Source organism: Clostridium sp., from assembly GCF_021443865.1.
Lineage (GTDB): Bacteria > Bacillota > Clostridia > Clostridiales > Clostridiaceae > Clostridium.
In genome coordinates this window covers 1-25,595 of the sequence record NZ_JABUTB010000028.1, presented here as the reverse complement: position 1 = coordinate 25,595, position 25,595 = coordinate 1, and the positions used below count along the sequence as shown (strand labels likewise).

At 28.4% G+C, this 25,595-nt stretch carries 17 protein-coding genes; 16 read left to right on the top strand and 1 reads right to left on the bottom strand.

All coding sequences use genetic code 11. The features are described 5' to 3' along the window. Window positions 1–251 precede the first annotated feature (251 nt). The 7 genes from HUJ77_RS06215 (at window position 252) to HUJ77_RS06185 (ending at window position 7,706) form a co-directional block, all read left to right on the top strand. Entirely contained in the window at window positions 252–1,421 is a 1,170-nt protein-coding gene (locus HUJ77_RS06215; protein WP_291707711.1) for a hypothetical protein, read from the top strand. A 150-nt stretch (window positions 1,422–1,571) separates the two neighbouring features. Continuing rightward, window positions 1,572–2,288, top strand: a complete 717-nt coding sequence (locus HUJ77_RS06210) for a transaldolase (RefSeq protein ID WP_291707710.1) — start codon at window positions 1,572–1,574, stop codon at window positions 2,286–2,288. 25 nt (window positions 2,289–2,313) lie between these two features. Next, complete coding sequence (locus HUJ77_RS06205; protein WP_291707709.1) at window positions 2,314–2,778, top strand: PTS sugar transporter subunit IIA; 465 nt, start codon at window positions 2,314–2,316, stop codon at window positions 2,776–2,778. A 14-nt stretch (window positions 2,779–2,792) separates the two neighbouring features. After that, window positions 2,793–3,074, top strand: a complete 282-nt coding sequence (locus HUJ77_RS06200; RefSeq protein ID WP_291707708.1) for a PTS sugar transporter subunit IIB — start codon at window positions 2,793–2,795, stop codon at window positions 3,072–3,074. A 48-nt stretch (window positions 3,075–3,122) separates the two neighbouring features. After that, window positions 3,123–4,493, top strand: coding sequence for a PTS ascorbate transporter subunit IIC (locus HUJ77_RS06195; protein ID WP_291707707.1), 1,371 nt, complete (start codon window positions 3,123–3,125; stop codon window positions 4,491–4,493). Window positions 4,494–4,698: 205 nt separating this feature from the next. Next, on the top strand, window positions 4,699–6,870 hold the full coding sequence (locus HUJ77_RS06190; protein WP_291707706.1) for a BglG family transcription antiterminator: 2,172 nt from the start codon (window positions 4,699–4,701) through the stop codon (window positions 6,868–6,870). Between the two features lie 254 nt (window positions 6,871–7,124). Then, window positions 7,125–7,706, top strand: coding sequence for a transposase (locus tag HUJ77_RS06185; protein WP_291707705.1), 582 nt, complete (start codon window positions 7,125–7,127; stop codon window positions 7,704–7,706). Window positions 7,707–7,762: 56 nt separating this feature from the next. Here the strand turns inward: HUJ77_RS06185 and HUJ77_RS06180 are convergent, their stop codons facing one another. After that, window positions 7,763–8,755: a LacI family DNA-binding transcriptional regulator gene (locus HUJ77_RS06180; RefSeq protein WP_291707704.1), complete on the bottom strand. Its 993-nt coding sequence runs from the start codon at window positions 8,753–8,755 to the stop codon at window positions 7,763–7,765. 268 nt (window positions 8,756–9,023) lie between these two features. On the opposite strand from HUJ77_RS06180, the gene HUJ77_RS06175 reads away from it, so the two are divergent. The 9 genes from HUJ77_RS06175 to HUJ77_RS06135 all read left to right on the top strand — a co-directional run bounded on the left by HUJ77_RS06175 (window position 9,024) and on the right by HUJ77_RS06135 (window position 24,922). After that, the gene (locus tag HUJ77_RS06175) at window positions 9,024–11,657 is read left to right on the top strand and encodes a TIM-barrel domain-containing protein (protein WP_291707703.1); all 2,634 of its coding nucleotides are present in this window, start codon (window positions 9,024–9,026) and stop codon (window positions 11,655–11,657) included. Further along, window positions 11,644–13,455, top strand: coding sequence for a glycoside hydrolase family 125 protein (locus tag HUJ77_RS06170; protein WP_291707702.1), 1,812 nt, complete (start codon window positions 11,644–11,646; stop codon window positions 13,453–13,455). The genes HUJ77_RS06175 and HUJ77_RS06170 overlap by 14 nt, the downstream gene beginning before the upstream one ends. 86 nt (window positions 13,456–13,541) lie before the next feature. Further along, window positions 13,542–14,459, top strand: a complete 918-nt coding sequence (locus HUJ77_RS06165) for an ABC transporter permease subunit (RefSeq protein ID WP_291707701.1) — start codon at window positions 13,542–13,544, stop codon at window positions 14,457–14,459. Between the two features lie 13 nt (window positions 14,460–14,472). Continuing rightward, complete coding sequence (locus HUJ77_RS06160; protein WP_291707700.1) at window positions 14,473–15,375, top strand: carbohydrate ABC transporter permease; 903 nt, start codon at window positions 14,473–14,475, stop codon at window positions 15,373–15,375. 34 nt (window positions 15,376–15,409) lie between these two features. After that, window positions 15,410–17,020 (top strand): extracellular solute-binding protein, encoded by a 1,611-nt coding sequence (locus tag HUJ77_RS06155; RefSeq protein WP_291707699.1) that lies wholly within the window; start codon window positions 15,410–15,412, stop codon window positions 17,018–17,020. A 74-nt stretch (window positions 17,021–17,094) separates the two neighbouring features. Then, window positions 17,095–19,479: a glycoside hydrolase family 31 protein gene (locus tag HUJ77_RS06150; RefSeq protein ID WP_291707698.1), complete on the top strand. Its 2,385-nt coding sequence runs from the start codon at window positions 17,095–17,097 to the stop codon at window positions 19,477–19,479. 331 nt (window positions 19,480–19,810) lie between these two features. Next, on the top strand, window positions 19,811–21,889 hold the full coding sequence (locus HUJ77_RS06145) for a BglG family transcription antiterminator (RefSeq protein WP_291707697.1): 2,079 nt from the start codon (window positions 19,811–19,813) through the stop codon (window positions 21,887–21,889). A 217-nt stretch (window positions 21,890–22,106) separates the two neighbouring features. Next, complete coding sequence (locus tag HUJ77_RS06140; protein WP_291707696.1) at window positions 22,107–22,730, top strand: SIS domain-containing protein; 624 nt, start codon at window positions 22,107–22,109, stop codon at window positions 22,728–22,730. 656 nt (window positions 22,731–23,386) lie between these two features. Next, entirely contained in the window at window positions 23,387–24,922 is a 1,536-nt protein-coding gene (locus HUJ77_RS06135; protein WP_291707722.1) for a phosphomannomutase/phosphoglucomutase, read from the top strand. Window positions 24,923–25,595 lie beyond the last annotated feature (673 nt).

Genomic DNA, 25,595 nt, shown 5'->3' with positions numbered 1-25,595 from the left:
TGAAGAAGTAAATAGGAAAGTATTTATTATAATTTTGAAGAAATGAATATGAAGATATTTTCAGCAGATTTTAAGATATAAGTAGAGCTTTTATAAATTGATTTTAAAAGGACAAGTTTGTAAGAATAAGCCTCTAAGGTACAAGCTTTGAGGTTGCAACTTCTGTAGGTAGAAGCTCCAAATGGACAAGTTATCAGTAGATAAGTTATCAAGTAAAAAGTTTTGAAAAAAATTATTAAGAGAGGAAAGCTATGGATAAGGATACTTGTGAAAAGTCTAGTTTAAATTTTAATGAAAAACTAATATTGATTTTATTCTTTGCTATAGTAATTATAAGTCAAGGAATAAGAGGATATATAAATAAAATAATAGGGACAAGTATCTTTAATTATCATTTAATACCTATATCAATAATTATGCTTTTATTTTTAAATAAAAGAAACAGGTTTACTAAGACTAATATAATTATTTTTATATCTATTTCCTCTCTTATTTTTATGGGATATATAAAAAATAGATATGGGATTTCTGATTTAATTAGAGTAATAGTAGGGTTTATAGCTCCTTTAATAATATTTCTACTAGATTATACAGAAATAAGAATGAATTTGATTTTTCCTAAAATAGTTAAGAGCTTTAATGTATTTATTTTTATAGCTTTTATATCTCAAGCTATTATGTCAATTAAGATAGGAAGAACTGGTGGAATTATTGGACATCCTCTAACTGCTGGATGGTATTATGGAATATTTATAGGCTTTAATATTATTTACTATAAATATTTTAAGAGTAAAGGGGATTTTCTAATATTATTAGATGTATCTATAGCTTTAACTGGAACAGTACTTGCAGCTGGAAGAATATCTTTATTTATTTGTATATTATTAAGCATAGTATATACATTTTCTTGTTGCAAAAAAAGAAGTATTCCATATTTAATTTTGCCAATACTTATGGTAGGATTTTTATCCACTCCAATTGTAAATGAATATATATGGGCAAAATTTAAGGAAACAGCTTCTTGGGGAGATGTAAGTAATGGAAGGCTTTTAGGAATTAGAGAAATGATATTTTTTAAGAAATATCCTAATTTCTTATTTGGAAGAGGCATTGGATACTCCAATTATGTTAGCCAGTATATTTTTGGAGTAGTTAACTTTGAAAATCCAATACTAATGTTTGCTTATGACTATGGAATTTTAAATCTACTACTTATAATTACAATTATATTTATAAATCCAATTAGATTAATGCTTAGGAGTAAAAACTATTTAGTATCAATGATTTATATGTGTATTCTAATAATTCCATTTACCTATAATGGATTGGCAGAAACAGTAGGGATTTTCATAGTTCTAATATTTATAATATATATTTTATTTGGTATTAATCTATATGTTTCAGTAAAAGAAGAGTATTAAAGAAATTGTAAAAAAATGGTCCCCAGGGGAATTTCCAGAAGGAAGTTCCCTATTTTTTATTTCCTATTTAAAGGGAAATAAAATGATATTCTTAAATGATTATCATTATTGTATTATAGTATTGAGAATAAAACTAAGGGGGAAGGACAAATGGTCAAAGATTTAAAGATAAAAATATATGCTGATGGTGCTGATTTAAAATCAATGCTTGAAGAATACAATAAAGGAATTGTAAGTGGATTTACAACAAACCCTTCATTAATGAAGGTTGCTGGAATAAAGAGTTATAGAGACTTTGGTAAGGCTATACTAAAGGAAATAAAGGATATGCCAATTTCCTTTGAGGTTTTTGGAGATGATGAAGAAACAATACTTAAAGAGGCAAGGGAACTTTTTACTTGGGGTGAAAACGTTTATGTAAAAGTGCCAGTAGTAAATACTAAGGGAGAGTTTAATGGAAAGATAATTAAAACTCTAGCAGATGAAAAGGTAAAGCTTAATATAACTGCAATCTTTACTTATAAACAAGTAAAGGATGTTATGAGTTTATTAAATAAAGATAGTGAAGCTATTATTTCAATATTTGCTGGAAGAATAGCAGATGCAGGAGTAGATCCAATAGGAATAATGAAGGAAGCTATTGAACTTGCAAAGGATTATCCAAAGGTAGAGATATTATGGGCAAGCTGTAGAGAACTTTATAGTATTGTTGAAGCTAATAATATAGGCTGTGATATTATTACAGTTCAAAATAGCATATTAAAGAAAATTAATTTATTGGGTAAGGATTTAAATGAGTATTCTATAGAAACAGTTAATGATTTCTTTAAGGATGCCAATAGTTTAGGGTTTTCAATTATGGAATAGGGTTTAATTTAAGAGAGGTAAAACTATGATAGAAAAATTATTAACTGAAGAAGTCATTGATGTAAATATCAAGGCTGAGAACTGGGAAGAAGCAGTAACTATAGCAGGGAAATTACTATTAAAAAGTGAAAAGATTGAGGAAAGATATATAGAAGCTATGATAGAAACAGTTAAGGAAATGGGGCCATATATAGTAATGGCTCCTGGAATAGCAATGCCTCATGGAAGACCTGATTCTGGAGTTTTAGAACTAGGAATTTCAGTAATATCTTTAGAAAAGGGTTTGAACTTTGGAAGTAGTGAATTTGATCCTGTTAAGCTTGTATTTGCAATTTGTGCTAAGGAAAATAAAACACATATTGAATTACTTCAAGACTTATCTTACATCTTAGATGATGAAAATCTATTAAAGGATATTGAAGGATGTAATTCAAAAGAAGATTTATTAAGGGTAATTTTAGATGTTTATGAAAGAAATAAAACAAATTAAGGGTGGGATTATTAATGAAAATTATAACAGTATGTGGAAATGGAATAGGAAGTAGTTTAATGCTAGCTATGAAAATACAAGAAATATGTGATGAGGAGGGGATAAAGGCAGAAGTGGAATCTTCTGATGTTAGTGCAGCTGTAGGAAAGAATTGCGATGTTATTGTAACTGTTAAAGAATTAGCTTCACACTTTAATAATGATAAAACTTTAATTGTTAGAAGTTATATAAACAAAAAGAAGATTAAAGAAGATATATTAGAGAAGCTTAAAGAAAAAAGTGCAGAGTTAAAATAGTATTTATTTTGGTTATTATTAAATTTTTATATGAAGGAGAATGGTATTATGGAAGGTATTTTAGCGTTTTTTAGAGATTTCTTAAAAGAACCTGCTTTATTAATGGGTTTAATGGCTTTTATAGGATTAGTTGCTTTAAGAAGACCAACTCATAAGGTATTTACAGGAACTTTAAAACCTATACTTGGTTATTTAATGTTAGGAGCAGGTGCAGATTTTATCGTTGCCAATTTAAATCCTTTAGGAGAAATGATTCAAGAGGGATTTAATATAAGTGGAGTTATTCCAAATAATGAGGCAATAGTTTCAGTTGCACAAAGAGTACTTGGTGTAGAAACAATGTCTATATTAGTAGTAGGTTATATAGTAAACCTTGTTATAGCAAGATTCACTAAATTTAAGTATATATTCTTAACAGGACACCATAGTTTCTTTATGGCATGTCTATTATCAGCAGTTTTACAAACAGCAGGCTTTGAAGGAGCTGTCTTAATTGCTATAGGTGGTGCTTTCTTAGGATTAATAAGTGCAATTTTACCAGCAGTTGGACAAAAGTATACTTTAAAGGTTACTGATGGTGATGAAGTTGCTATGGGACACTTTGGTAGCTTAGCTTACTATGTATCAGCATGGATAGGTGGAAAAGTAGGTAAAGCAGAAGATAGTACAGAAAATATGCAAATACCAGAACAATGGAGTTTCTTAAGAGATACAACTATTTCAACAGCTTTAACAATGATGGTATTTTATTTAATAGCTGCTATAGCTGCAGGTTCTGATTTTGTTAACAACTTATCTGGTGGACAAAATATGGTATTATTTGCTTTAATGTCAGCAATGAAATTTGCAGTAGGTGTAACTATAGTTTATGCAGGTGTTAGAATGATACTTGGAGATTTACTTCCAGCCTTCCAAGGTATTGCTACAAAGGTTATACCAGATGCAATCCCAGCAGTAGACTGTGCAGTATTCTTCACATATGCCCCAACAGCAGTTGTTATAGGTTTTGTTGCTAGCTTTATAGGTGGAGTTATTGGAATGTTATTACTTGGATTTGCTGGTGGAGTTTTAATTATACCAGGACTTGTACCACATTTCTTCTGTGGAGCAACAGCAGGTATATATGGAAATGCAACAGGTGGTAAAAAGGGAGCTGCTGTGGGAGCTTTTGTAAATGGATTATTAATTACATTTATTCCTGCATTATTACTTCCTGTATTAGGTAACTTAGGCTTTGAGAATACAACCTTTGGTGATTTTGACTTTGGTATTGTAGGATTAGCAATAGGAAAGCTTTATGAATTCTTAGGCTCTTTAGGTGTAATCATATTATTAGCTTTACTAGTAATTGCAGTATTAGTACCAAGCTTTATGAGAACAAAATCAAAGGTTATTAACAATAACTATGAGGAAATGTAATCCCCAGGGGACCAAATAATTCCCAATTAATAGGTAATCCCCAGGGGACCAAATAATTCCCAATTAATTTTCAAACCCCAGGGGACCAAATAATTCCCAATTAGGCTAGATATTATTATCTAGCCTTTATTTTTGGAGAGAAACATATTAAGGTGTATAATAAATACAAATTAATATTAGGAAATAATAGATAGGAGGGGGAATTTTGAATATAAGATATATTGAAATATTAAATTTATTAATTAATTCTAGCACAGATTTAAGTGTTGAAGATTTAGCCAACAAGTTTGGAATATCCAAAAGAATGATTAGATATGATATTGATGAAATTAATAAATATCTAAGAGAAAATAATATTTCTGAAATAGATAAAAAGCCTAACTCTCCATTGAGATTTAATTTATCTAAGGAGGAAGAAGAAAAGGTAGGAAAGCTTATAAGTAATATAAATATGAAAAGTTATATTTTTTCTACAGAAGAAAGAGTTGGGATATTATTGTATGAATTACTAAGTTCAAATAAGATTTATAACTACAATGAGTTTCAAGAAAAATTATTAATAAGTAAAACTACCTTAGTTAATGATATTAAAAGGGTTAAGGAATGGCTTAGTGAATACAATATTGAAATAATAAAGGTTTCTAATAAAGGATTTAAAATTAGTGGTGATGAAGATAACATTAGAAAAGCCATGATAAGCCTACTTATTGATAAAAGTAAATATAATATTATTGAGACCCTAGAGAAAATTTATAATAATGAAAATAACAGCATCTTAGGAGATATTAAAAAGCTAGATATTAATAAAAAGAATATGGAATATATAAAGGAATTAGTAAGAGATTTAGAAAGAGATTTTGGAGTATTTTCTGAAGAAGACTTTTTTAATTTAGTAATTGCCTTATTTGTGATTATAAATAGAGCAGGAAACCTACCAATTAATAATGAGAATAAAAGCTTAAGTATAAATTATAAAAAGGAATATAAGGCAGCTTTAGAAATTTCTAATAAAATTAAAGATAGGTTTAATATTGATTTAGGCAAAGAAGAAATTAATATTATTGTAAGCAGAATATTATCTGGAAGTAAAAATGAAGGAGTTTTATTTGAATCAAAGGATTACTTTGATGCTTGTTATATAGCTGGAAAAATAATGGACAACCTAAGAATAACCTTTGGCAATAACTTTAGAATGGATAATCCCTTATTTGAAAGCTTTATTAATCATCTAAAGAGTTTAATTTTTAGATTAAAATATAATATTATAAGTAAAAATCCAATTTTAGATACTATTATAAGCAATTATAAAAATGAATTTAAATTAATAAAGGAAGCAACTAATTTTATTCAAGATAAGTTTAACTATATATTAAGTGATGATGAAATTGGATATATAGTCATGTATATTGAAGCTACTATAGAAAAAAATAAAAAGGAGGAGATTATAAAAAGTAAAAATATAATAATAGCTTGTTCAGCAGGTTTTGCCACGGGAAGATTATTAGAAGCTAAGATAAAAGGAAGATTTGATGTTAATATAGTTGGAGTTACATCCATACATAATATATGTAGATTGTTAGAAAAAAATGAAAAAGTAGATTATATAGTTTCTCCAGTTGATATACTTGAAAATTATAATATCCATGTTATAAAGGTATCTGCAATTTTGAGCAATGAAGATATTAAAGAATTAGGAAGATATTTATCTTTTAAAAATGTAAGTGATAGTGAATTTAATTTAAAAAGAAATAATAAAAGTAAAAATCATGATGAAAATAATAATTGGGAAAATATAGACAAGCTAAATGGTATAGATATTAAAGACGTTAATGTAGATGACATTATAAAAATTATAGAAAGAAGTTCAAAGATTTTAGATAAAGATAAGTTGAATGAAGAACTAATTTGTTATTTTAATAAAATGGATAATAATACTATTGAATTAAAAAGATATATTCTAGAAGATAATATTCAATTAAATTTAAAGGCAGATAATTGGGAAGAAGCAATAAGGCTTAGTGCTATACCACTATTAAATAATAAGGCTATAACTGAAGAATATATAGATGCTATGATAGAAAATGTAAATAATTTAGGAGCCTATATAGTAGTGGATGATGGAATAGCCATACCCCATGCAAGACCAGATAATTATGTTAAAAACTTTGGAATTACTATTAATACTTTTATTAATCCTATTACTATAGGAAGCCATAATATAAGGATATTTATAACTATAGCCAGCACAAATAATGAAGATCATATAGAACTTATAACTCAAATAATGAAGTTAATAGAAGATGAAAACTTTATAAATATTCTAAATACAAGTGATGCTAGTAAGAAAGAAATATTAGAGATAATAAATTTTAAATAATAAATTGTAAATAAATGGACCCCAGGGGAAGTGCGTACTGCACCTTCCCCTGGGGTCCATTTATTTACAGAGAAAGAATAAAAACATAAAATTTGTGAATAATTAATATATAAAATACAAATTAAATTTANAAATACAAATTAAATTAAATGAATATAGAGATATAGAAATATATTAAAACTTATTCGCAATATAAGTATAAATATAAAAAATAAATAAATATAAATATAAATAATGAAAAAGGAGTTATTCATATGGCTACACCTAGAAGGTTTTGGAGAGAAGGAACCATTTATCATGTAACAACTAGAGGAAATAGAAAAGAAGATATATTTAACGATAAATCGGATTACAAGGTATATCTTGCGATGATAGAAGAAAATCTTAAATATTATAGCCAATTTAACTATAAATTACTTGAATATTGTTTAATGAAAAATCATGTCCATTTACTTATCAAAACAGATACCTGGCCTTTATCAGATTTTATGAGAAGATTAAATTCAAAGTATACCTTATATTACAACAAAAAATATAATTACGTTGGTCACTTATTTCAAGGAAGATATTATTCTCAAATAATAGAAGATAACGCACAATTATTAGAGGTGAGCAGATATATTCATTTAAATCCAGTAAGATCAAAGATATGTAATAACCCCAAGGATTATATATGGTCTAGCTATCATAATTACATAATTAATAAGGAAAGTAAATTAATTAGTACTGAAGTAATATTAGATTTTTTTGTAAATAGAAGAAGATATAGAGAGTTTGTGGAGCATGTACCTGGAGTAAAAGAATTTGATAGTAATGAATGGACAGGAAATACATAATAATATAATTTCCAAATATTGTTCCCCTGGGGAACAATATTTGGTTTAAGAACATTTTAAAGTAGTTTTTTTACTGAATTTCTTTCAATTAATTCTACATCTAAAACTATATTTTGTGGGGACATATCAGGAGATTTAATATATTTAAAAAGTAAATCTACTGATGTAATTGCTTTAAGTACAATATCTTGTTTTATTGTAGTTAATCCAGGCTGTGAAAAGGAACTTATCTCTAAGTTATCAAAACCTATTATAGAAAAATCATTTGGAACTGAAAAGCCTTTATTAGATAATTCATTTATGATCTTTAAGGCTAATATATCAGAGAAAGCAAAAATTCCTAGATGATTATCTTTAATTGATATTAGTTCATTAACGGTATTTTCTATGGAAGTAAAATTAATAATGTGACTTTCTATAAGAGGTATTCCTGCAGATAACAAGGTTTCAGAAAATCCTTTAAACCTTTCTTTTACAAGAAGACTATCATTTATATATTCACCAACATAGGCAAGATTTTTATGTCCATGTTTTATAAAATAATTAGCAGCAAGAGCTCCTCCTTTATAATCGTCTATTCCTATATTAGTAACTTTTTTTGTAGGACTATAACTATCTGTAAAAATAAGAGGAATGGTGATATTTTCTTTTAATTTATTAATATTTTCTACAAATGAACCAAAAAAAATTGCACCTGAAGCTTTCCAAGCTTTTAAATTATCAATTATCTCGGAATATTCTGAAACAAAATGAACCATAGTATTATATCCATAAGATTGTACTCTTTCAATAATATTTCCTAGCATTATTGAATTGTACTGATTTGATAACGAAGATGCATCTCCTTGCATGAAAACTGCTATGATTTTAGAGGATTTGGAAGATAAGCTTTGAGCAGATGAATTTGGCACAAAATTATATTTTTTTATTATTTTTTCTATCTTTTCAATATTCTTATCCGAAACTAAATCATAACGTTTATTTATAACACGAGATACCATCATTACACTAACGCCTGCTTCCTTAGCAATGTCTTTCATAGTAAGCATAATAACACGAATCCTTTCTATATTAACTATAAGAAAATTATATAATAACACTAAAAAAAGACAAGATATTTTAAAAAAAATTTAGTTAAATATATTGACAGTTAATAAGAGAAAATGTTAAAATTATGTTAACGTTAACAAGGGTTGCAGCAAAAATTTTTTAATGTTATTGTTATCGGTAACAGAAGTTGCAACAAAATTTTTTACACGTTATTGTTAACGATAACAGTAACGGCAACAGTAACAGCAAATTGATAGGGGGGTAAATATGAATATAAAACATATACCAGATGGATTATTTCCTAATAGTAAGTGCGAATTTAATAGAGAGCCAGTATATCCAATTCATGGAGAAGAGATAATAATAAAATGCAGCATTGAAGAAGTAAATAAAAATAATGTTGTAGAACTAATCTATAGTGAAGATGGAAGGAAAAATTCATCGGCTAAATTATTAAAGACAAATGAGAAAAGTATAGAATTTCAAGTTATTCCAAATAGGGATACTAGAGAAATAGAATATTTTTTCCAAGATAATTTAGGTAATAAGTTAACAGAAGTTTTTGCAGTTCCAATTCTTAAAGAAGAGGAGCTTAAAGATCCTAAAGTATATAAGAATGAAGATAATGTAATAGAAATGCATTATCAAAATAATGATAGTTTATATTGTTTATCAGCTAAACTAGAAAATAATAAACAAATAAAAATAAATTTTAAGGAATTATTTGATTTTAACTACTCTAAAGAAGCAGTAGAGATATTTGAATATAAAAAAGAATTTGATGGCTTTGAGGCCTTAATAAATAATCAAGGAATTACTGTTAAGAATGAAGAAGATACCTTATACTACATGCCTTCTAGCATTACAATTAGATATGATCATCATGGGAAAATATATAGTATTCTTAAGAAAATTAATGTTAAGGCAGATGGAATATATGGCTTTGGAGAAAAATATGATTCTATCAATCAATTAGGTAAGAATCCAAAATCATATGTTATAGAGAAGTTTTGTGAGCAAGGAGAATCTTCTTATTTACCAAGTCCATTCTTCTTCACAAATTATGGGGTTGGAATATATGAAAAAGATACTCTTCAACATAATTATAAGATTACAGAAAAGGAAGTTTATTCAGAGGTTGAGATTTATTCTGATGTTTCAAGTAATTTAGAAATTATAGAAGAAGATATTTATTTAGGCGATATAAAGAAGATTATAAGTGATTATACATATGAAACTGGCAAAATAAAAATGCCTCCACTATGGATGTTTGGACCATGGATGTCCTCTAATGGTTGGGACACACAAAAGGAATCCTTAGAACAAGTTGATAAAATGCTAGAATTGAAAATTCCAGCAACTGTTATGGTATTAGAAGCTTGGAGTGATGAAAAAACATTTTATATATGGAATGAGGCTAAGTACACTCCAAAAGAAAATAGTGAAGCAGTATCCTATAGTGATTTTGAATTTGATGAAAATGGAAAGTGGACAAACCCTAAGGAATTTGTACAAAACTTAGATGATAATGGACTAAAGCTTATATTATGGCAAATTCCAGTTATAAAGCAAGATGATAAATATAATGGAGCACAGCTTGATTATGATAGAGAGTATGCTGTTAAAAACAATCTATGTATAAATAATAGTGATGGAACACCTTATATAATACCTGATTTATGGTTTGCAGGCTCTTATGTACCTGATTTTTCAAATCCAGAAACAGTAAAGTGGTGGTTTGATAAAAGAGGATACTTGGTAACTGAATTAGGAGTAGCTGGATTTAAAACAGATGGTGGAGAATTCCTATTTGATAAATCTTGTGTATTACATAATGGAAAAACTGTGAAAGAAATGCATAATGAATATCCTAATATGTATGTAGAAGCCTATCACAACTTTTTCAATAATAGTGGCACAGAAGGAATTACCTTTACTAGAGCAGGATATGCAGGAGCACAAAAATTCCCAGCACATTGGGCAGGAGATCAAATATCAACCTTTGAAGAATTAAAGTCACAACTTAAAGCAGGGATTTCTGCAGGATTATCAGGAATTTGTTTTTGGGGATTTGATATAGGAGGATTTGCTGGAAAGGTTCCTAATAAAGAGTTGTATTTAAAAGCATCAGCAATGGCACTATTTTCTCCAATTATGCAATTCCATTCAGAACCAAGAAATGGACAATTTTTCATGACTGAAAGAGAAGAGTGGAATAATGATAGATCACCATGGAATCTAGCAAAAGTTTTGAAGGATGATTCCATTATAGATATCTATAGAAAATTTGCAAATTTAAGAATGAATTTACTTCCATACATTTGGAGGGAATCAGAATATTGTGTTAAAACATCAAGACCACTTATGGCACATTTAATTTATGATTATACCAATAAAGAATGTTGCAATATTGAAGATGAATATATGTTTGGTAGAGATATTTTAGTAGCTCCACTTATTAATGAAGGTGAATATTCTAGGAAAGTTTATATTCCAGAGGGAGTATGGTATGACCTATGGACTGGAAAGGAATATAGTGGGGATTCATGGATAAATTATAGCTGTAGTATAGAAGAGATTCCTGTATTTATTAAGGCTGGAACAATATTACCTCTTGCAGCTAATGAAAATTTAATAATTGGTGATAAAACAATATCTGGGGCAATGAAAAATAATATAGATGAGTTTGAAAACTTACTTTTACTTGCATATGGAAATATAGATAAGGATGATTTCCTAAAGGAACTTAAAGCTCAGAAAGAACAAATAAAAGCTAAAGGATATTGGTATGGAAATATATTAAATGAATCTAATCTTGATAATGAAGAGGGTAAAGAAAAAGCTAAGATTTTTGGATTAGATGTTAAAGTTGAGAATGGAGGATTTTATGGAGAAATATAGAGTGACGGGAAATGAATATATTTCCCTTCCAACAATTAAGGAAAGTAATGGGGGAATTGAAGGAATAAGTTTTCTTAATATGGCAGCTAAGGGGATGCTTGAGATAGTTGGGAATGAAGAGATATCTTTATTAGAACCTACTATTACTATAAATGGCCTAGAAGTACCTATAGAAGCTCTATCTTGGAAATATATTAATTATTGGATTCCTTATTTTAAAATGGAAACAGATGAAGTAATAGTTGAAGGTACATTATTAGCACCAATAAATGAAAGAGGATTTTGTTATCATATTGCTTTGCAAAATAAAACAGCAAATAATGCAGAAATAAAAATTGGATTAAAGGGTTGTTGGAGCAAAGCTTATCACTCAATAAATGAGAGTAAAGAAATCGATTTAAAGAAGTTTGTTTATGAAAGTGGATGGAATAATTCTTTTGTATTAGATATGAGAAATGGATATTCATTATTTGCCTTTGCTCCAATAATAACTGAGGAACAAGAACCATCAGATATAAGTTATGAGTATAAGGAAAAAAATAATGAAATAATATATGAAATTAATAAAAAGGATATTGTAAGTGCTGGTGGGAAAATAGAGCAAGACTTTTGGTTTGGTATAGGATTTGAAGAAGTTTCAGCTACTACATCTGCAAAGGAAATGTTAAGACAAGGATATAATTACGAATATGAAAAAACTAATAATTGGTTAAAAAAGCGTATAAAAACAACCAAGAATGAAAAATTAGATTATTTATTAAATTTGAATATGTTCTTTAGTTATTTCTTTGCATCAGGTATAACAATTGATACTGAAGATCTTACATTAATGACATCTAGAAGTCCAAGATATTATGTAAGTGCAGCTTATTGGGATAGAGATAGTCTATTATGGAGTTTTCCAGCTATATTAATGGCTGATGATAAGCATGCTAGAAAAATGCTGATTTATGTATTTGAAAAACAAATAAGAAATGTAGGTATACATAGTCGTTATATTGATGGAACAGTTCTTGAACCTGGATTTGAGTTAGATGAACTATGTGCACCAATTATTGCACTACATAACTATTTTGAAAAAACAACAGACAATACAATTCTTCATGAAAGTTGTGTAGAAAAGGGCGTAAAAAGAATTCTTGAAATACTAGAAGAGAAAAAGAATGAAAAGCTTGGATTATATGAAACAATGCTACAACCAACAGATGATATGAGAGTATATCCATATTTAACTTATAATAATGCTCTTGTATGGAAGATATTAAAAGACATATCCAATATGTATGAAGGTATATGGGAAGAAAAAGAAATAAATAAATTAAAATTAGAGTCAAGTAGAATAAAAAGCTCTGTTCTCACTCATTGTGTAAAAGAAAAGGATGGAAAGAATATATTTGCTTGGTCTATTGATGAAAATAGGAATTGGGATATTTATGATGAACCACCTGGAAGCCTATTGCTATTACCTCATTATGGATTTTGTGATATGAAGGATGAGATATGGAAAAATACAGTAGATATAATTAAAAGAAAAGACTACCAATATTCCTTTGCTGAATGTCCAATTTCTGATATTGGATGTAAACATGCACCACATCCATGGATTTTAAGTATTGCAAACAGTCTTTTGTGTGGAGACAAAGATAAAGCAGAAGAGAATTTAAGTAAATGTATTATGGATAATGGAATTGCTTGTGAAAGTGTAGATGAATATACAGGGGAATGTGCTACTGGTGAAGCCTTTGCAACCTGTGCTGGATTCTTAGCCTATGCTATAAACTATGCATTTGGAGAATAGAAGTATTTACATTTTAATTTAAGAAAAAAGTGTATTGCTAATGTATACATTTACAATAAATTGAATTAGGACTAGGAGGGAATAAAGTGAATAAAAAAATAAATAAAACATGGAATTCCATATGGCAGAATAGGGGACTATATGCGTTAATGTTGCCTTCTATTATCTTACTTATACTATTTGCTTATAAGCCAATGTACGGAATAATAATAGCCTTTAAGGATTATAGACCTATAGATGGTATTTGGGGAAGTCAATGGGTTGGATTTGAACACTTTATAAAGTTCTTTAAATCTTACCAATTTAAATCTTCCATAACTAATACATTATCAATTAGTTTATATAGTTTAATAGCAAGTTTTCCTTTACCAATTATAATGGCACTTTTATTAAATCATATGAGAAATAAGGCATTAAAAAAGGTCTTTCAAACAGTAACTTATTTACCACATTTTATTTCTACTGTAGTAATGGTTGGAATACTATTAATTTTCCTATCTCCTGGTAGTGGGCTAATTGGAGTTATTTGTAACTTCTTTGGAGTTCAAGCACCAAATTTAATGGGAAGTGCAAGTGCCTTTAATGATGTTTATGTATGGTCTGATGTTTGGCAACATACAGGATGGGATAGCATTATATATTTAGCAGCTCTTTCAGCTGTGGATCCTAGCTTATATGAAGCTGCAACAGTAGATGGTGCATCAAGATGGCAAAAAATAAAATATATTGATTTACCAATGATTTTACCAACAGCTGTTATTCTTATGATTATGAGAGTTGGAGGAATTATGAATGTTGGATTTGAAAAGGTATATTTAATGCAAAATCCTTTAAATTCATCTTCAAGTGAAGTTATTTCAACTCTTGTATATAAAACAGGATTATTAAGTAATCAATATAGCTATTCAGCAGCAGTTGGATTATTTAATACTATTATAAATGTTATTCTTTTAATTGCAGTAAATGAAATTTCTAAAAGATTTAGTGAAAACAGTCTTTGGTAGGAGGTATAAATAAATGAAAAAAAATAAGGTTCCCAAGATTAAGAGTTCTTCTAATGATAAAGTTTTTGATATTTCACTAATAATAATAGCGATAATTGGAATTATAGTGGTAGCTTATCCTCTATACTTTATTATCATAGCATCAATAAGTGATCCATCAGCAGTAGCATCTGGACAAACTTTACTTTTACCTAAAAACATTACATTTGATGGATATAAAGAACTTTTTAAAACACCACAGATATGGGTGGGATATAGAAATACTATTATCTATACTGTTTTAGGTACATTCATTGGACTAGCTGTTAATATTCCAGTTGGATATGCTTTATCAAGAAAAGATTTAGTAGGAAGAAAACTATTAACTTGGTTTTATATGATAACTATGTTTTTTAGTGGTGGTTTAATTCCAACATTTCTAACTGTTAAGGAATTAGGATTTTACGATAATTTCTGGGTAATGGTACTTCCATTCTCAGTAAGCGTTTATAACATTATAGTAGCAAAATCATTCTTCCAATCAAATTTACCAGAAGAATTATGGGAAGCAGCTAAAATAGATGGATGCTCAAATATAAGATATTTTATACAAATAGTGTTACCTCTTTCAAAGGCTATTATAGCTGTAATTGGATTATGGACTGCAGTTGGAATGTGGAATTCATATTTTAATGCATTAATTTACTTAAGAGACGAATCATTATATCCATTACAATTGATTTTAAGAAATATATTAATTACAAATCAAATGCAATCAGCTATGGGAACAGGTGAAGCTGCACAAATAGCAATAAGAAACGCAAATCTAATGAGATATGCAGTTATTATTATATCTACAGCTCCAATTATGTGTGTATATCCATTTGTTCAAAAGCACTTTAACAAAGGTATTATGGTTGGTTCAATTAAAGGCTAATAAAAAATAATTTAAATAAAAAGGAGAGAAGAAAATGAGAAAAAACGTAAAAAGTTTATTCAGTGCAATTCTTATTTCTGTAATGGCAACTGGAGCACTAACAGGATGTTCAGGAAAGGATACAAAAACAGTCGAAAATACTGACTTAGGAGATTCTTTCAATGAAACTGGAATGCCAATTGTTAAGGATGAGATTACAATTGATGTATTAACAACTAGATGGGGTAATATGGGTGATACATTTACTCAAAATCAATTTTTAGTTGATTTAGAAAAAGAGTCTAATGTAAAAGTTGATTGGCAAGTACAATCTCTAAATGACTGGGAAGAACAAAAATCTATTTTATTAGCAAGTGGAGAGTTACCAAGTGTTATTTTTGGAAGTGGTACAATGACTGATACAGATATCCTTTCTAATCTTGATTATTTTATACCTTTAGATGATCTTATTGATAAATATATGCCAAATTATAAGAAAATCCTTGAAAACGATCCAGAGCTTAAGAAATTAACAACTTATCCAGATGGAAAGATTTATTCCCTTGGAAAAAGACTACCAGCTAGACCAAAGGTATCAGGTCAATTAATGATTAATAAGACATGGCTTGATAATCTTAATCTTGAAGTACCAACAACAATTGAAGAATTAAATAATGTTCTTCTTGCTTTTAAAGAAAAAGATGCAAATGGAAATGGTAATCCAAATGATGAAATTCCTATAACAGGAGCAGGGGAGCTTAGCCAATATTACTTTATTCCATTTGGATATGATGCAATTGATAGTGATATGTTGCTAAAGGATGGTAAATTATCTTATGCTAAAACTTCAGAAGCTTATAAGGAAGGATTGAAATGGGCTCAACAAATGTATAAAGCAGGAGTTATTGATCCTGAAATATTTACTCAAGATAATACAATGCTAACAGCTAAGAATCAAGACCCAAATGTTGCTAGAGTAGGAATGTCTTATGAATGGGTACCAGATGCTGTTTTTGGAAAATGGAGTGATGAATATATTGCAATTGCACCAATAGCAGGTCCAGATGGAAATAGATATGCATATGGTGATGAAAATGGAGTTGGAGCATTAGCAAGAAATGAAGTACTTATTACAACCTTCTGTAAGAATCCAGAAGTAGTTGCTCGTTGGATAGACCAATTCTATACAGATGAAGCAAGTATTCAAAATTTCTGGGGAGCAATAGGAACAGTTATTGAAAAAGATGCAAATGGTAATTATTCATTATTAGATCCTCCAGCAGGAACAAGTGCAGATGCTTGGTATTGGGAACAAAGTACTAGAGACTTTGGACCTAAATATGCTTCTGATGAACTTAATAGTAAGCTTACCCTTTCTTCTGAAAGTGGAGATGGTTTAAAACTAGAAATTAGTAAAATGGGAGAAGAATATATTGGAACTGCATATCCTAAAGTTATGTATACTGTAGAGGAATCAAAAGAATTAGCAACATTAACTACTGATATTGATAAATATGTATCTGAAATGTTAGCATCATGGATTACTAATAGCAGTATTGATATTGATGCTCAATGGGATTCATATGTTAAGCAATTAAATCAAATGGGATTAGAAAGATTAATAGAAATAAGAACAGATGCTTATAATCGTTATATTGGTGAATAACAAGTTGTTATAGATTTAAAGTAATTAGTCAGATGCCATTTGGCATCTGATTAACCACATCAGGAGGAATTTACATGATAAATTTAAAGGTTTCAGAGAAAGTTATTATTGAAGGAAGGAACTATAGGTTTACAGTGTTAACTCCATCTTTAATAAGAATGGAATATAGTAAGAAAGGCGAATTTGTAGATAATGCTACACAAATGGTGGTTAATAGAAATTTTGACATACCTGATTTTAGAGTAATTGATAATGAAGATGGCTTGCAAATCATTACAAGTAATTTAAGATTAGAATATAATAAAAAAGAATTTTCAGCAGCAGGACTAAAAATAGATGTTAGTGGAAATTATGCTGCCTATTCTTCAGTATGGCATTATGGAGATGAACCAAAGGATTTAAAGGGAACAGCGAAAACCTTAGATGAGGCGGATGGTGCAATTCCATTAGAAAGAGGACTTCTTTCTATGGAAGGATGGTCTTTATTAAATGATAAGGGGTCTCTAATTTTAGAGGAAGATGGTTGGGTTACTTCTAGGAAAGATGCAGAAGCAGATGATATATACTTCTTTGGATATGGTAGAAATTACATAGAATGTTTAAAAGATTTTTATCATTTAACAGGAGAGGTACCTTTACTACCTAAATATGCACTTGGAAATTGGTGGAGCAGATATTATAAATATACAGAAAAGACCTATTTAGAATTAATAAATAGATTTGAAAAAGAAAATATACCTTTTACTGTTTCCGTTATTGATATGGATTGGCATATTACAGATATAGACCCTAAGTATGGAACGGGATGGACAGGCTATACTTGGAATAAGGAATTGTTTCCGAATCCAGAAAGATTTATAAAGGAACTTCATAATAAAGGCATGAAGGTTACTTTAAATGTACATCCAGCAGATGGTGTAAGGGCTTTTGAAGATTGTTATAAACCCTTTGCTGAACATATGGGCATTGATGTAAATAATGAGGACCCTATTAAGTTCCAAATAGGAAATAAGAAGTTTTTAGAGGGTTATTTTAAATATGTACATCATCCTTTAGAAGAACAAGGTGTTGACTTTTGGTGGGTTGATTGGCAACAGGGTAATAACTCAGGAGTAGAAGGTGTAGATCCATTATGGATGCTAAATCATTATCATTATTTAGATAATGAAAGAAATTCTAGAAGAGGTTTAATTTTTTCTAGATATGCAGGACCAGGAAGTCATAGATATCCAGTAGGATTTTCAGGAGATACTATTATTACATGGAAGAGCTTAGATTATCAACCATACTTTACAGCAAATGCATCTAATATTGGATATGGATGGTGGAGTCATGATATTGGTGGGCATATGCATGGAATTAAAGATGATGAATTAGAAGTAAGATGGCTTCAGTTTGGGGTCTTTTCTCCAATCATGCGTTTACATAGCAGTAGTAGTGAATTTAATGGAAAAGAGCCTTGGAGATATAACTTAATTGCAGAAAAAGTAATGAAATACTTTTTACGTTTAAGACATCGTATGATTCCTTATTTAAACAGTATGAATTATAGAGCATCCTTAGAAGGTATCCCATTAATACAACCTATGTATTATCATAACTCATTAGAATATGAAGCATATCAAGTACCAAATGAATACTATTTTGGCTCAGAAATGATAGTATGTCCTATTACAACTCCTAGTAATAAAGCAACAGGTATGGCAAAATTTTCTGGATGGCTTCCAGAAGGAAATTGGATGGACTTGTTTACAGGATTAACCTATGGTGGTGGAAGAAAAATTGATTTTTATAGAAAGATTGATAAAATACCAGTTTTAGCTAAGGAAGGAAGCATTATTCCCATTGATGGAAGAAAAGAAGGAAATAATATAGATAATCCTGAATTCTTAGAAATTCATATAGTTGCAGGAAAGTCTGGAGAGTTTACTTTAAAGGAAGATGAAGGGATTAATATTTCAGAAGAGTGGAGTGAAACTATATATAGCTTTAATTATGGAGAAAAAGCTGAATTTATAATTAATGAGCCTACAGGAAATATAAGTGTTTTACCAGAGAAAAGAAGATATAGATTATTGTTTAGAGGATTAAAGGATGATGTTTATGTAAAGGCATATATTGGTGAAGAGGAACTTAAAGATATTCAGTTAAGTTATGATGAGAGCATATCAGCTAAAATTGTAGATATTCCTTTAACTAATATAAAAAGTAAAATTACTGTACAATTAGAGAATGTAAATAAAACTTCTAATGAAGTAATTAAAAGAACCTTTGATTACTTAAATGAATCAGAAATTAAATTTGATTTAAAAAATGATATTTTCAATGTAGTTAATAAAATAAAGGAAAGCAAAAATATTATTTACATTTTAGGTGAGTTACAAGCTATGAATATAGAACCTGAAATAATGGGACCATTAAATGAAATTTTGCTTGCTAGTGAATTTATTGGTTATTAGAAAGAATACAAATATAAGTAAAATATAAAACTAAAAATGGTTGTGAATAGAATTTTATTCACAGCCATTTTTTAGTTTATAATAAAAAAAAATAGAAATATTTGGATTTATTAAAACCTCAGATGATTTAGAATATAAATATACATATTCAGTAATTGTTTCTTCAGTATTAAGTTTTATAGTTAATTTAATTTCAATACCTAAGCTTGGAGCTCTTGGAGCAGTAATATCATTAATAATAGCAGAAAAATTAAGTGTTATAAATATTATTTTAATAATTAATTTGTGGTATAATTGTATAAAGATAGTAAAAATAGTAAGGTGATTTTGTATGAATAAAGAGCTGGTATTGGTTATAAATTTATTATTAGAAAAAAAGTTCATAACAATAAAAGATTTAGAAGAAGATACTGGATTATCAACTAGGCAAATTTTATATAGGCTGGAAAAAATAAATTCTTTACTTAAGGAAAGAGGAGTAGAGGCTATTAATTTAAAACAAAATAAGGACATGATTATTAAATCAGAAATCAAGAATGAACTTCGCGAAATCCTTAATGAAAATAATATAGACAATCAATATTATTTAAGTAAAGAGGAAAGACTTGCATTTATATATTTAATTCTTTTTATAAATCCCGAATATCTTTCACTTAATCATTTTATTGATGCCATAAAAGCAAGTAGATCTAGTATTATTTTTAATATTAAAGAATTAGAAGAAATACTTAATGAAAGTAATGTATATATTAAAAATAATAGAACAGTTGGATATTATTTATCAGGTTCAGAAGTAGAGATAAGAAAGTTTATGATTATTTTTTTAAATAAAATATTATCTACAAATAGAGAGGGAAAGATATTAACTTCATTAATAGAAAAATATAATTTAGATAGTTACGAATACTCTATGGATATTATTTTAAAACTTGCAAATAAGCATAATATGACCTTTGTTGAAGATAGATTACAAGATTTTATTTATATTTATATATTCCTTAAGGCTAGAATAACTTCTAAGGGAAATGAAGATTTCTCTATACCTAAGTTATCAGATATTTCTTTAATGGAATCTATGAAGGAGCATGATTTTGTAAAGGACTTATTGGAGAATCAAGGAGCACTTAAAGATATTAAAGCCTTTGATTTAGACTATATAAGTGCATGGATAATTGGAATATCAGTAGGAGATATTAATAATAAAACTGCTGATATGGCTATTATATCTAAAATGGTAATAAAGATAATGAGAAGATTTGAAAATATAAGTGGATTTTCTTATATTAATCATGAAAAGGTATTTGAACAGTTATACTCTCATATTAGACCAGCTTACTATAGACTTTTATTTAAATTTCCTATAGATAATCCTCTTTGTGATAGAATTAAGGATGAGTATAAGGAATTGTACAAGCTAGTAAAGGAAACAATGAAGCCCTTTAATGAAATTTTCGAACAAGAAATACCAGAAGATGAACTGGGTTATTTAACTATACATTTTGGAGCTATTTTATTTAATGAAAGAGAAATTAAAGCAGCTGATAAAAAAATAGCACTTATAACTTGTTCTGCTGGTATTGGAACTTCAGCACTTCTATATGCAGAAATTAAGAATTTATTTCCAGAACTAGAAGTTTTGGAACCAATTAAAATATCAAACTTAAAGGATGTAAAAGAACAAGTTGATTTAATATTTACTACAGCATATTGTGATGATATTTTGAAATTACAGAAACCAATTATTAAAGTAAATCCTGTTATGACTGTAAAAGAAAAAAATAGCGTTAAGAGGGAAGTAGGAATTCTTCTTGGAAATTGGTACTTAAAGCAACCAAAGGTTGATGAAGTTATTAGTATTATAAAAAAGCATTGTGAAATAAAATCAGAAGCTTTGTTAAAAAGTGAGCTTATGGCATATTTCTTTAAGTTAGAAAATTTTGAAAGCTATAGTAATACTAAGATGAAATTAAGTGAAATGATAAGTGGAAATCTTATTTTATTTAAAGTTAAGGCAAATAACTTAGAAGAAGCTATTAGGAATTCAGCTAAATCTTTAGTTGAAAATAATATAGTAGCTGAAGAATATGTGGATGCTATGGTAAATCATGCTATTGACTCAAAATCAGAAATAGTTATAACAAAGAATGTAGCCTTACCACATGCAAAGCCAGAATATGGGGCAAAGAAAACAGCTATGGGTATTGGGGTTTTAGAAAACCCTGTAAACTTTGGTAGTAGTGCTAATGATCCAGTTAAATATGTTTTTAGCTTAAGTTCTTTAGATCATAAAAAGCATCTTCAAGCAATGGCAGAGCTTTTAGAGCTTTTAGAGGATAAAGAATTTTATAATATTTTAGATAATGGAACTAATCCTAAAGAAGTTATAGATTATATAAAAAAATTTGAGTAACAGAAAGAGAGCCCTAGGGCTCTTTTTATTTATTATAAAAGCTAAGAGTTTAAAATTTGTTATAGTTATATACATAAGTTAAACCTAATGATTGTTGAAAATGTATACATTGGATTTTAAAATTAAGGTAGAAGGATAATGAATAGTTTAACTTTTAGGCCGGCAAGAAAGTAGATTATTTGTTTCCATATATTTCTTTATAGATTGGAGGTTAATTATGTTATTAAATTATCCAGAAAAAGAGGCCTTAAATGAATATTTAAATGTAGTATCTGATGAGACACAAAAGATAGTAAAAAATATTGATTATTCAAAATTAATTGAAGCAGCTAATATTATTTTAGAAGCTGAACAAAATAACAACAGAGTTCATGTAACTGGTATTGGTAAACCAGCTCATTTATCAGGTTATATAGCTTCTCTTTTATCATCAACAGGTACTCCAGCATATATTCTACATGGCACAGAGGCAGTTCACGGATCAGCAGGACAAGTAGTTCCTGGAGATGTAGTTATTGCTATCTCTAATAGTGGTGAAACAGCAGAATTAAAATCCACAGTAAGAACCTTAAAAGGTAATGGAGCAAAGATAATTTCTGTTACAGGAAATAAAGATTCTTGGCTTGCAAGAGAAGGAGATGTAGCCTTAATTGCATCTGTAGAGAAGGAAGGTGGAAGATTAAATAAGGCACCTAGGTTATCTATTATTGCAGAAACTATAGTATTACAAAGTTTAAGTATATTGTTACAAGAGAAAAAGGCATTAACTCTTGAACAATATGGCAAATGGCATCCAGGTGGTTCTTTAGGTGAATCAATAAGGGAGCTAATAGCAAATTAATATGAAAATAATAAAAATTAGTACGGAGGGATTATATAGATATTAAAGGTATTCTTTCTGGAACTAGTCATTGGTTAGTATTCTCATATGGGTATTGCGACAGTTACTAATTAAAATAAATTATTAATAAATACAACTACTATTTATAAACTCCGAAAGGAGTTTATTTCATAATTTAAGTTATGGAAGAAATTCATAATAAAGGCTGTAAGAGATATGGATTTTCTATATAAAAAGAGTAGAAAAATAAAAAAATAATATTCTAAGTTTATAGGTAGAGGAAGTATTTTTAAGGGGAATATAATTAATAAAATAGAATCTACTGGGGCTATGGCGTTCTTAAGCAATAGATATGAAATTCCTTATGATCTAGGCAGTTCATCAGTAAGTGAAATCATTGAAGCTTTAATAGTTAATAATGAAAAGTGGAAAAATCAATAGTTAATATATAAGAGTAAGTAGAGTGAAAAGCCAATAGAAAAAATAAATAAGTGGAAATGAATAAGTAAAGTGAATAAGTATATATAAGATGGGCAAAAAAATGTATAATTAAAGAAGGTTTAATAAAAAATTAAAGAGATAACTAGGAAGAGAAAGTTAATATGGAAAGGGAAGAAGGAAAAGCTATGGGAATAGAATCAAATTCATACAATTCAATGGGAGATTCACAAAACTTAACAGAAGAATTGAAAAAATTGAAAAATGGTACAGATATTAGAGGGGTAGCAATTAAAACTCTAGAACATAATGTTAATCTAACACCTGAAGCTGTTAGTTTAATTGGAAATGGATTTGTAAAATGGTTAAGAAATAGTAATTTAAACAAAAAAATAAAAATAGCTATTGGAATGGATTCAAGATTATCTGGACCAAAGCTTAAGGATACTTTAATTAACAGATTAATAGACATGGATTGTTATGTTTATGATTGTGGTATAGCTACAACTCCTGCCATGTTTATGACAACAGTCTTAGAAAAGTATAAGTGTGATGGGGCAATAATGATTACAGCAAGTCATTTACCTTATTATTATAATGGACTTAAATTTTTCACTCTAGCTGGAGGATGTGAAAAAAGTGATATAGATAGCATATTATCTTTAGCTTCTAGCATAGATAATTCTTTAGAAGAAGGAAATCTAAAAGAAAAATTAGAAGCCAATTTAGAAAAAGTAAATTTATTAGAGGATTATTCTAATGTTTTAATTGAAAAGGTAAGGGAAGAAGTAGCATTAAAGGATAATTATGAAAGACCTTTAGAGGGAAGTAAAATTATAGTAGATGCAGGAAATGGATCAGGAGGCTTTTTTGCAACTAAGGTTCTTAATAGCCTAGGAGCAAATACAGAGGGAAGTCAATTTCTTGAACCTGATGGTAATTTCCCAAACCATATTCCTAATCCTGAAAATGAAGAAGCAATGAATTCTCTAAGGGAAGCAGTATTAAAAAATAATGCAGATTTAGGAATTATATTTGATACAGATGTAGATAGAGCAGCTATAGTAAGCTCAAGGGGTGAAGAGATAAACAAAAGCTCTTTAATAGCCTTAATATCTGCAATAATTTTAGAGGACAACCCTAAATCTACTATTGTTACTGATTCCATTACATCAACAGGCTTAACAGAATTCATATATAATTTAGGTGGAATTCATCATAGATTTAAAAGAGGATATAAGAATGTTATAAATGAGTCAAAAAGATTAAATGAAGAAGGACAAGAAAGCTCTTTAGCTATAGAAACTTCAGGACATGCTGCTTTAAAGGAAAATTATTTCTTAGATGACGGATCATATTTAATAGTAAAAATACTTATAAAGATGGCTAAATTAAAGAGTGAAGGTAAAGATATAGTATCATTAATAGAAAATTTAAAAGTACCATTAGAAAGTAAGGAAATCAGAATAAAAATAAATATAGATAACTTCAAAGAATACGGCGAAGAAATAATTGAGGACTTTAAAGAATACTCTACATTAATTGATGGATGGACCATAGAAGCTAAGAATTATGAAGGAGTTAGAGTAAACTGTGGAAAAGAAAAAGGCTGGGCATTAATAAGGCTTTCCTTACATGAACCACTTCTAGTAATCAACATTGAGTCTAATGTAGATAAGGGCTTATCAAATATATATGAGAAGCTAAGAGTTTTTTTAAACTCTTATGAGAATATAAATAAAATTGAGAAGTAAAGAGTCTAATAATATTAATTATGGAATTTCTCAATCTAATGAAGTTGTTGGAAATAAGGTTAACATACTTGTTGGAATGGAAGAATAAATTAGGAAGGCTATAAAATTAGAACAGAAAGTCAAGAGATTAGGATAAATTAAGAGGATATAATAGGATAGGGACAATAGTATATGAAAAATAAATAATATTATTGATTTTAGGTGAAATATTCTGTATTTTAAAAATATTTTAAAAAAAGTTTTTAAAATGTATTTACTAGTTAATTAATGTGTTATATAATGTAATTGTTAACAAATGTAGCATTAAATATAAATATTTTTAAATAGCGTGTTACCAATCATTGGGCATTAGCTTTCTTACAGTATAGTAAGAGAGCTTTTTTTTGTTGTGCAAAAATAATAACAAAAAATAATTCCCAGTAAATTAATGCTATTTTAATATTACTAATAAAGGGGGGAAAGTAATATTTTAGCTACTAATACATAATATAGGGGGAAATTTAATGAAGAGAAAATTTAAATCATTAATATCAACTTTTACTTTATTTACATTTATTTTTTTAAACATACCTTTAACTAGTATAGTTAAAGCTGAAACCACAGGAAGAGTAAACTTTGCCTTAAAGGGAAGTGCTACAGCTAGTAATGTAGAACCAGGAACAGAAAGTTTCTG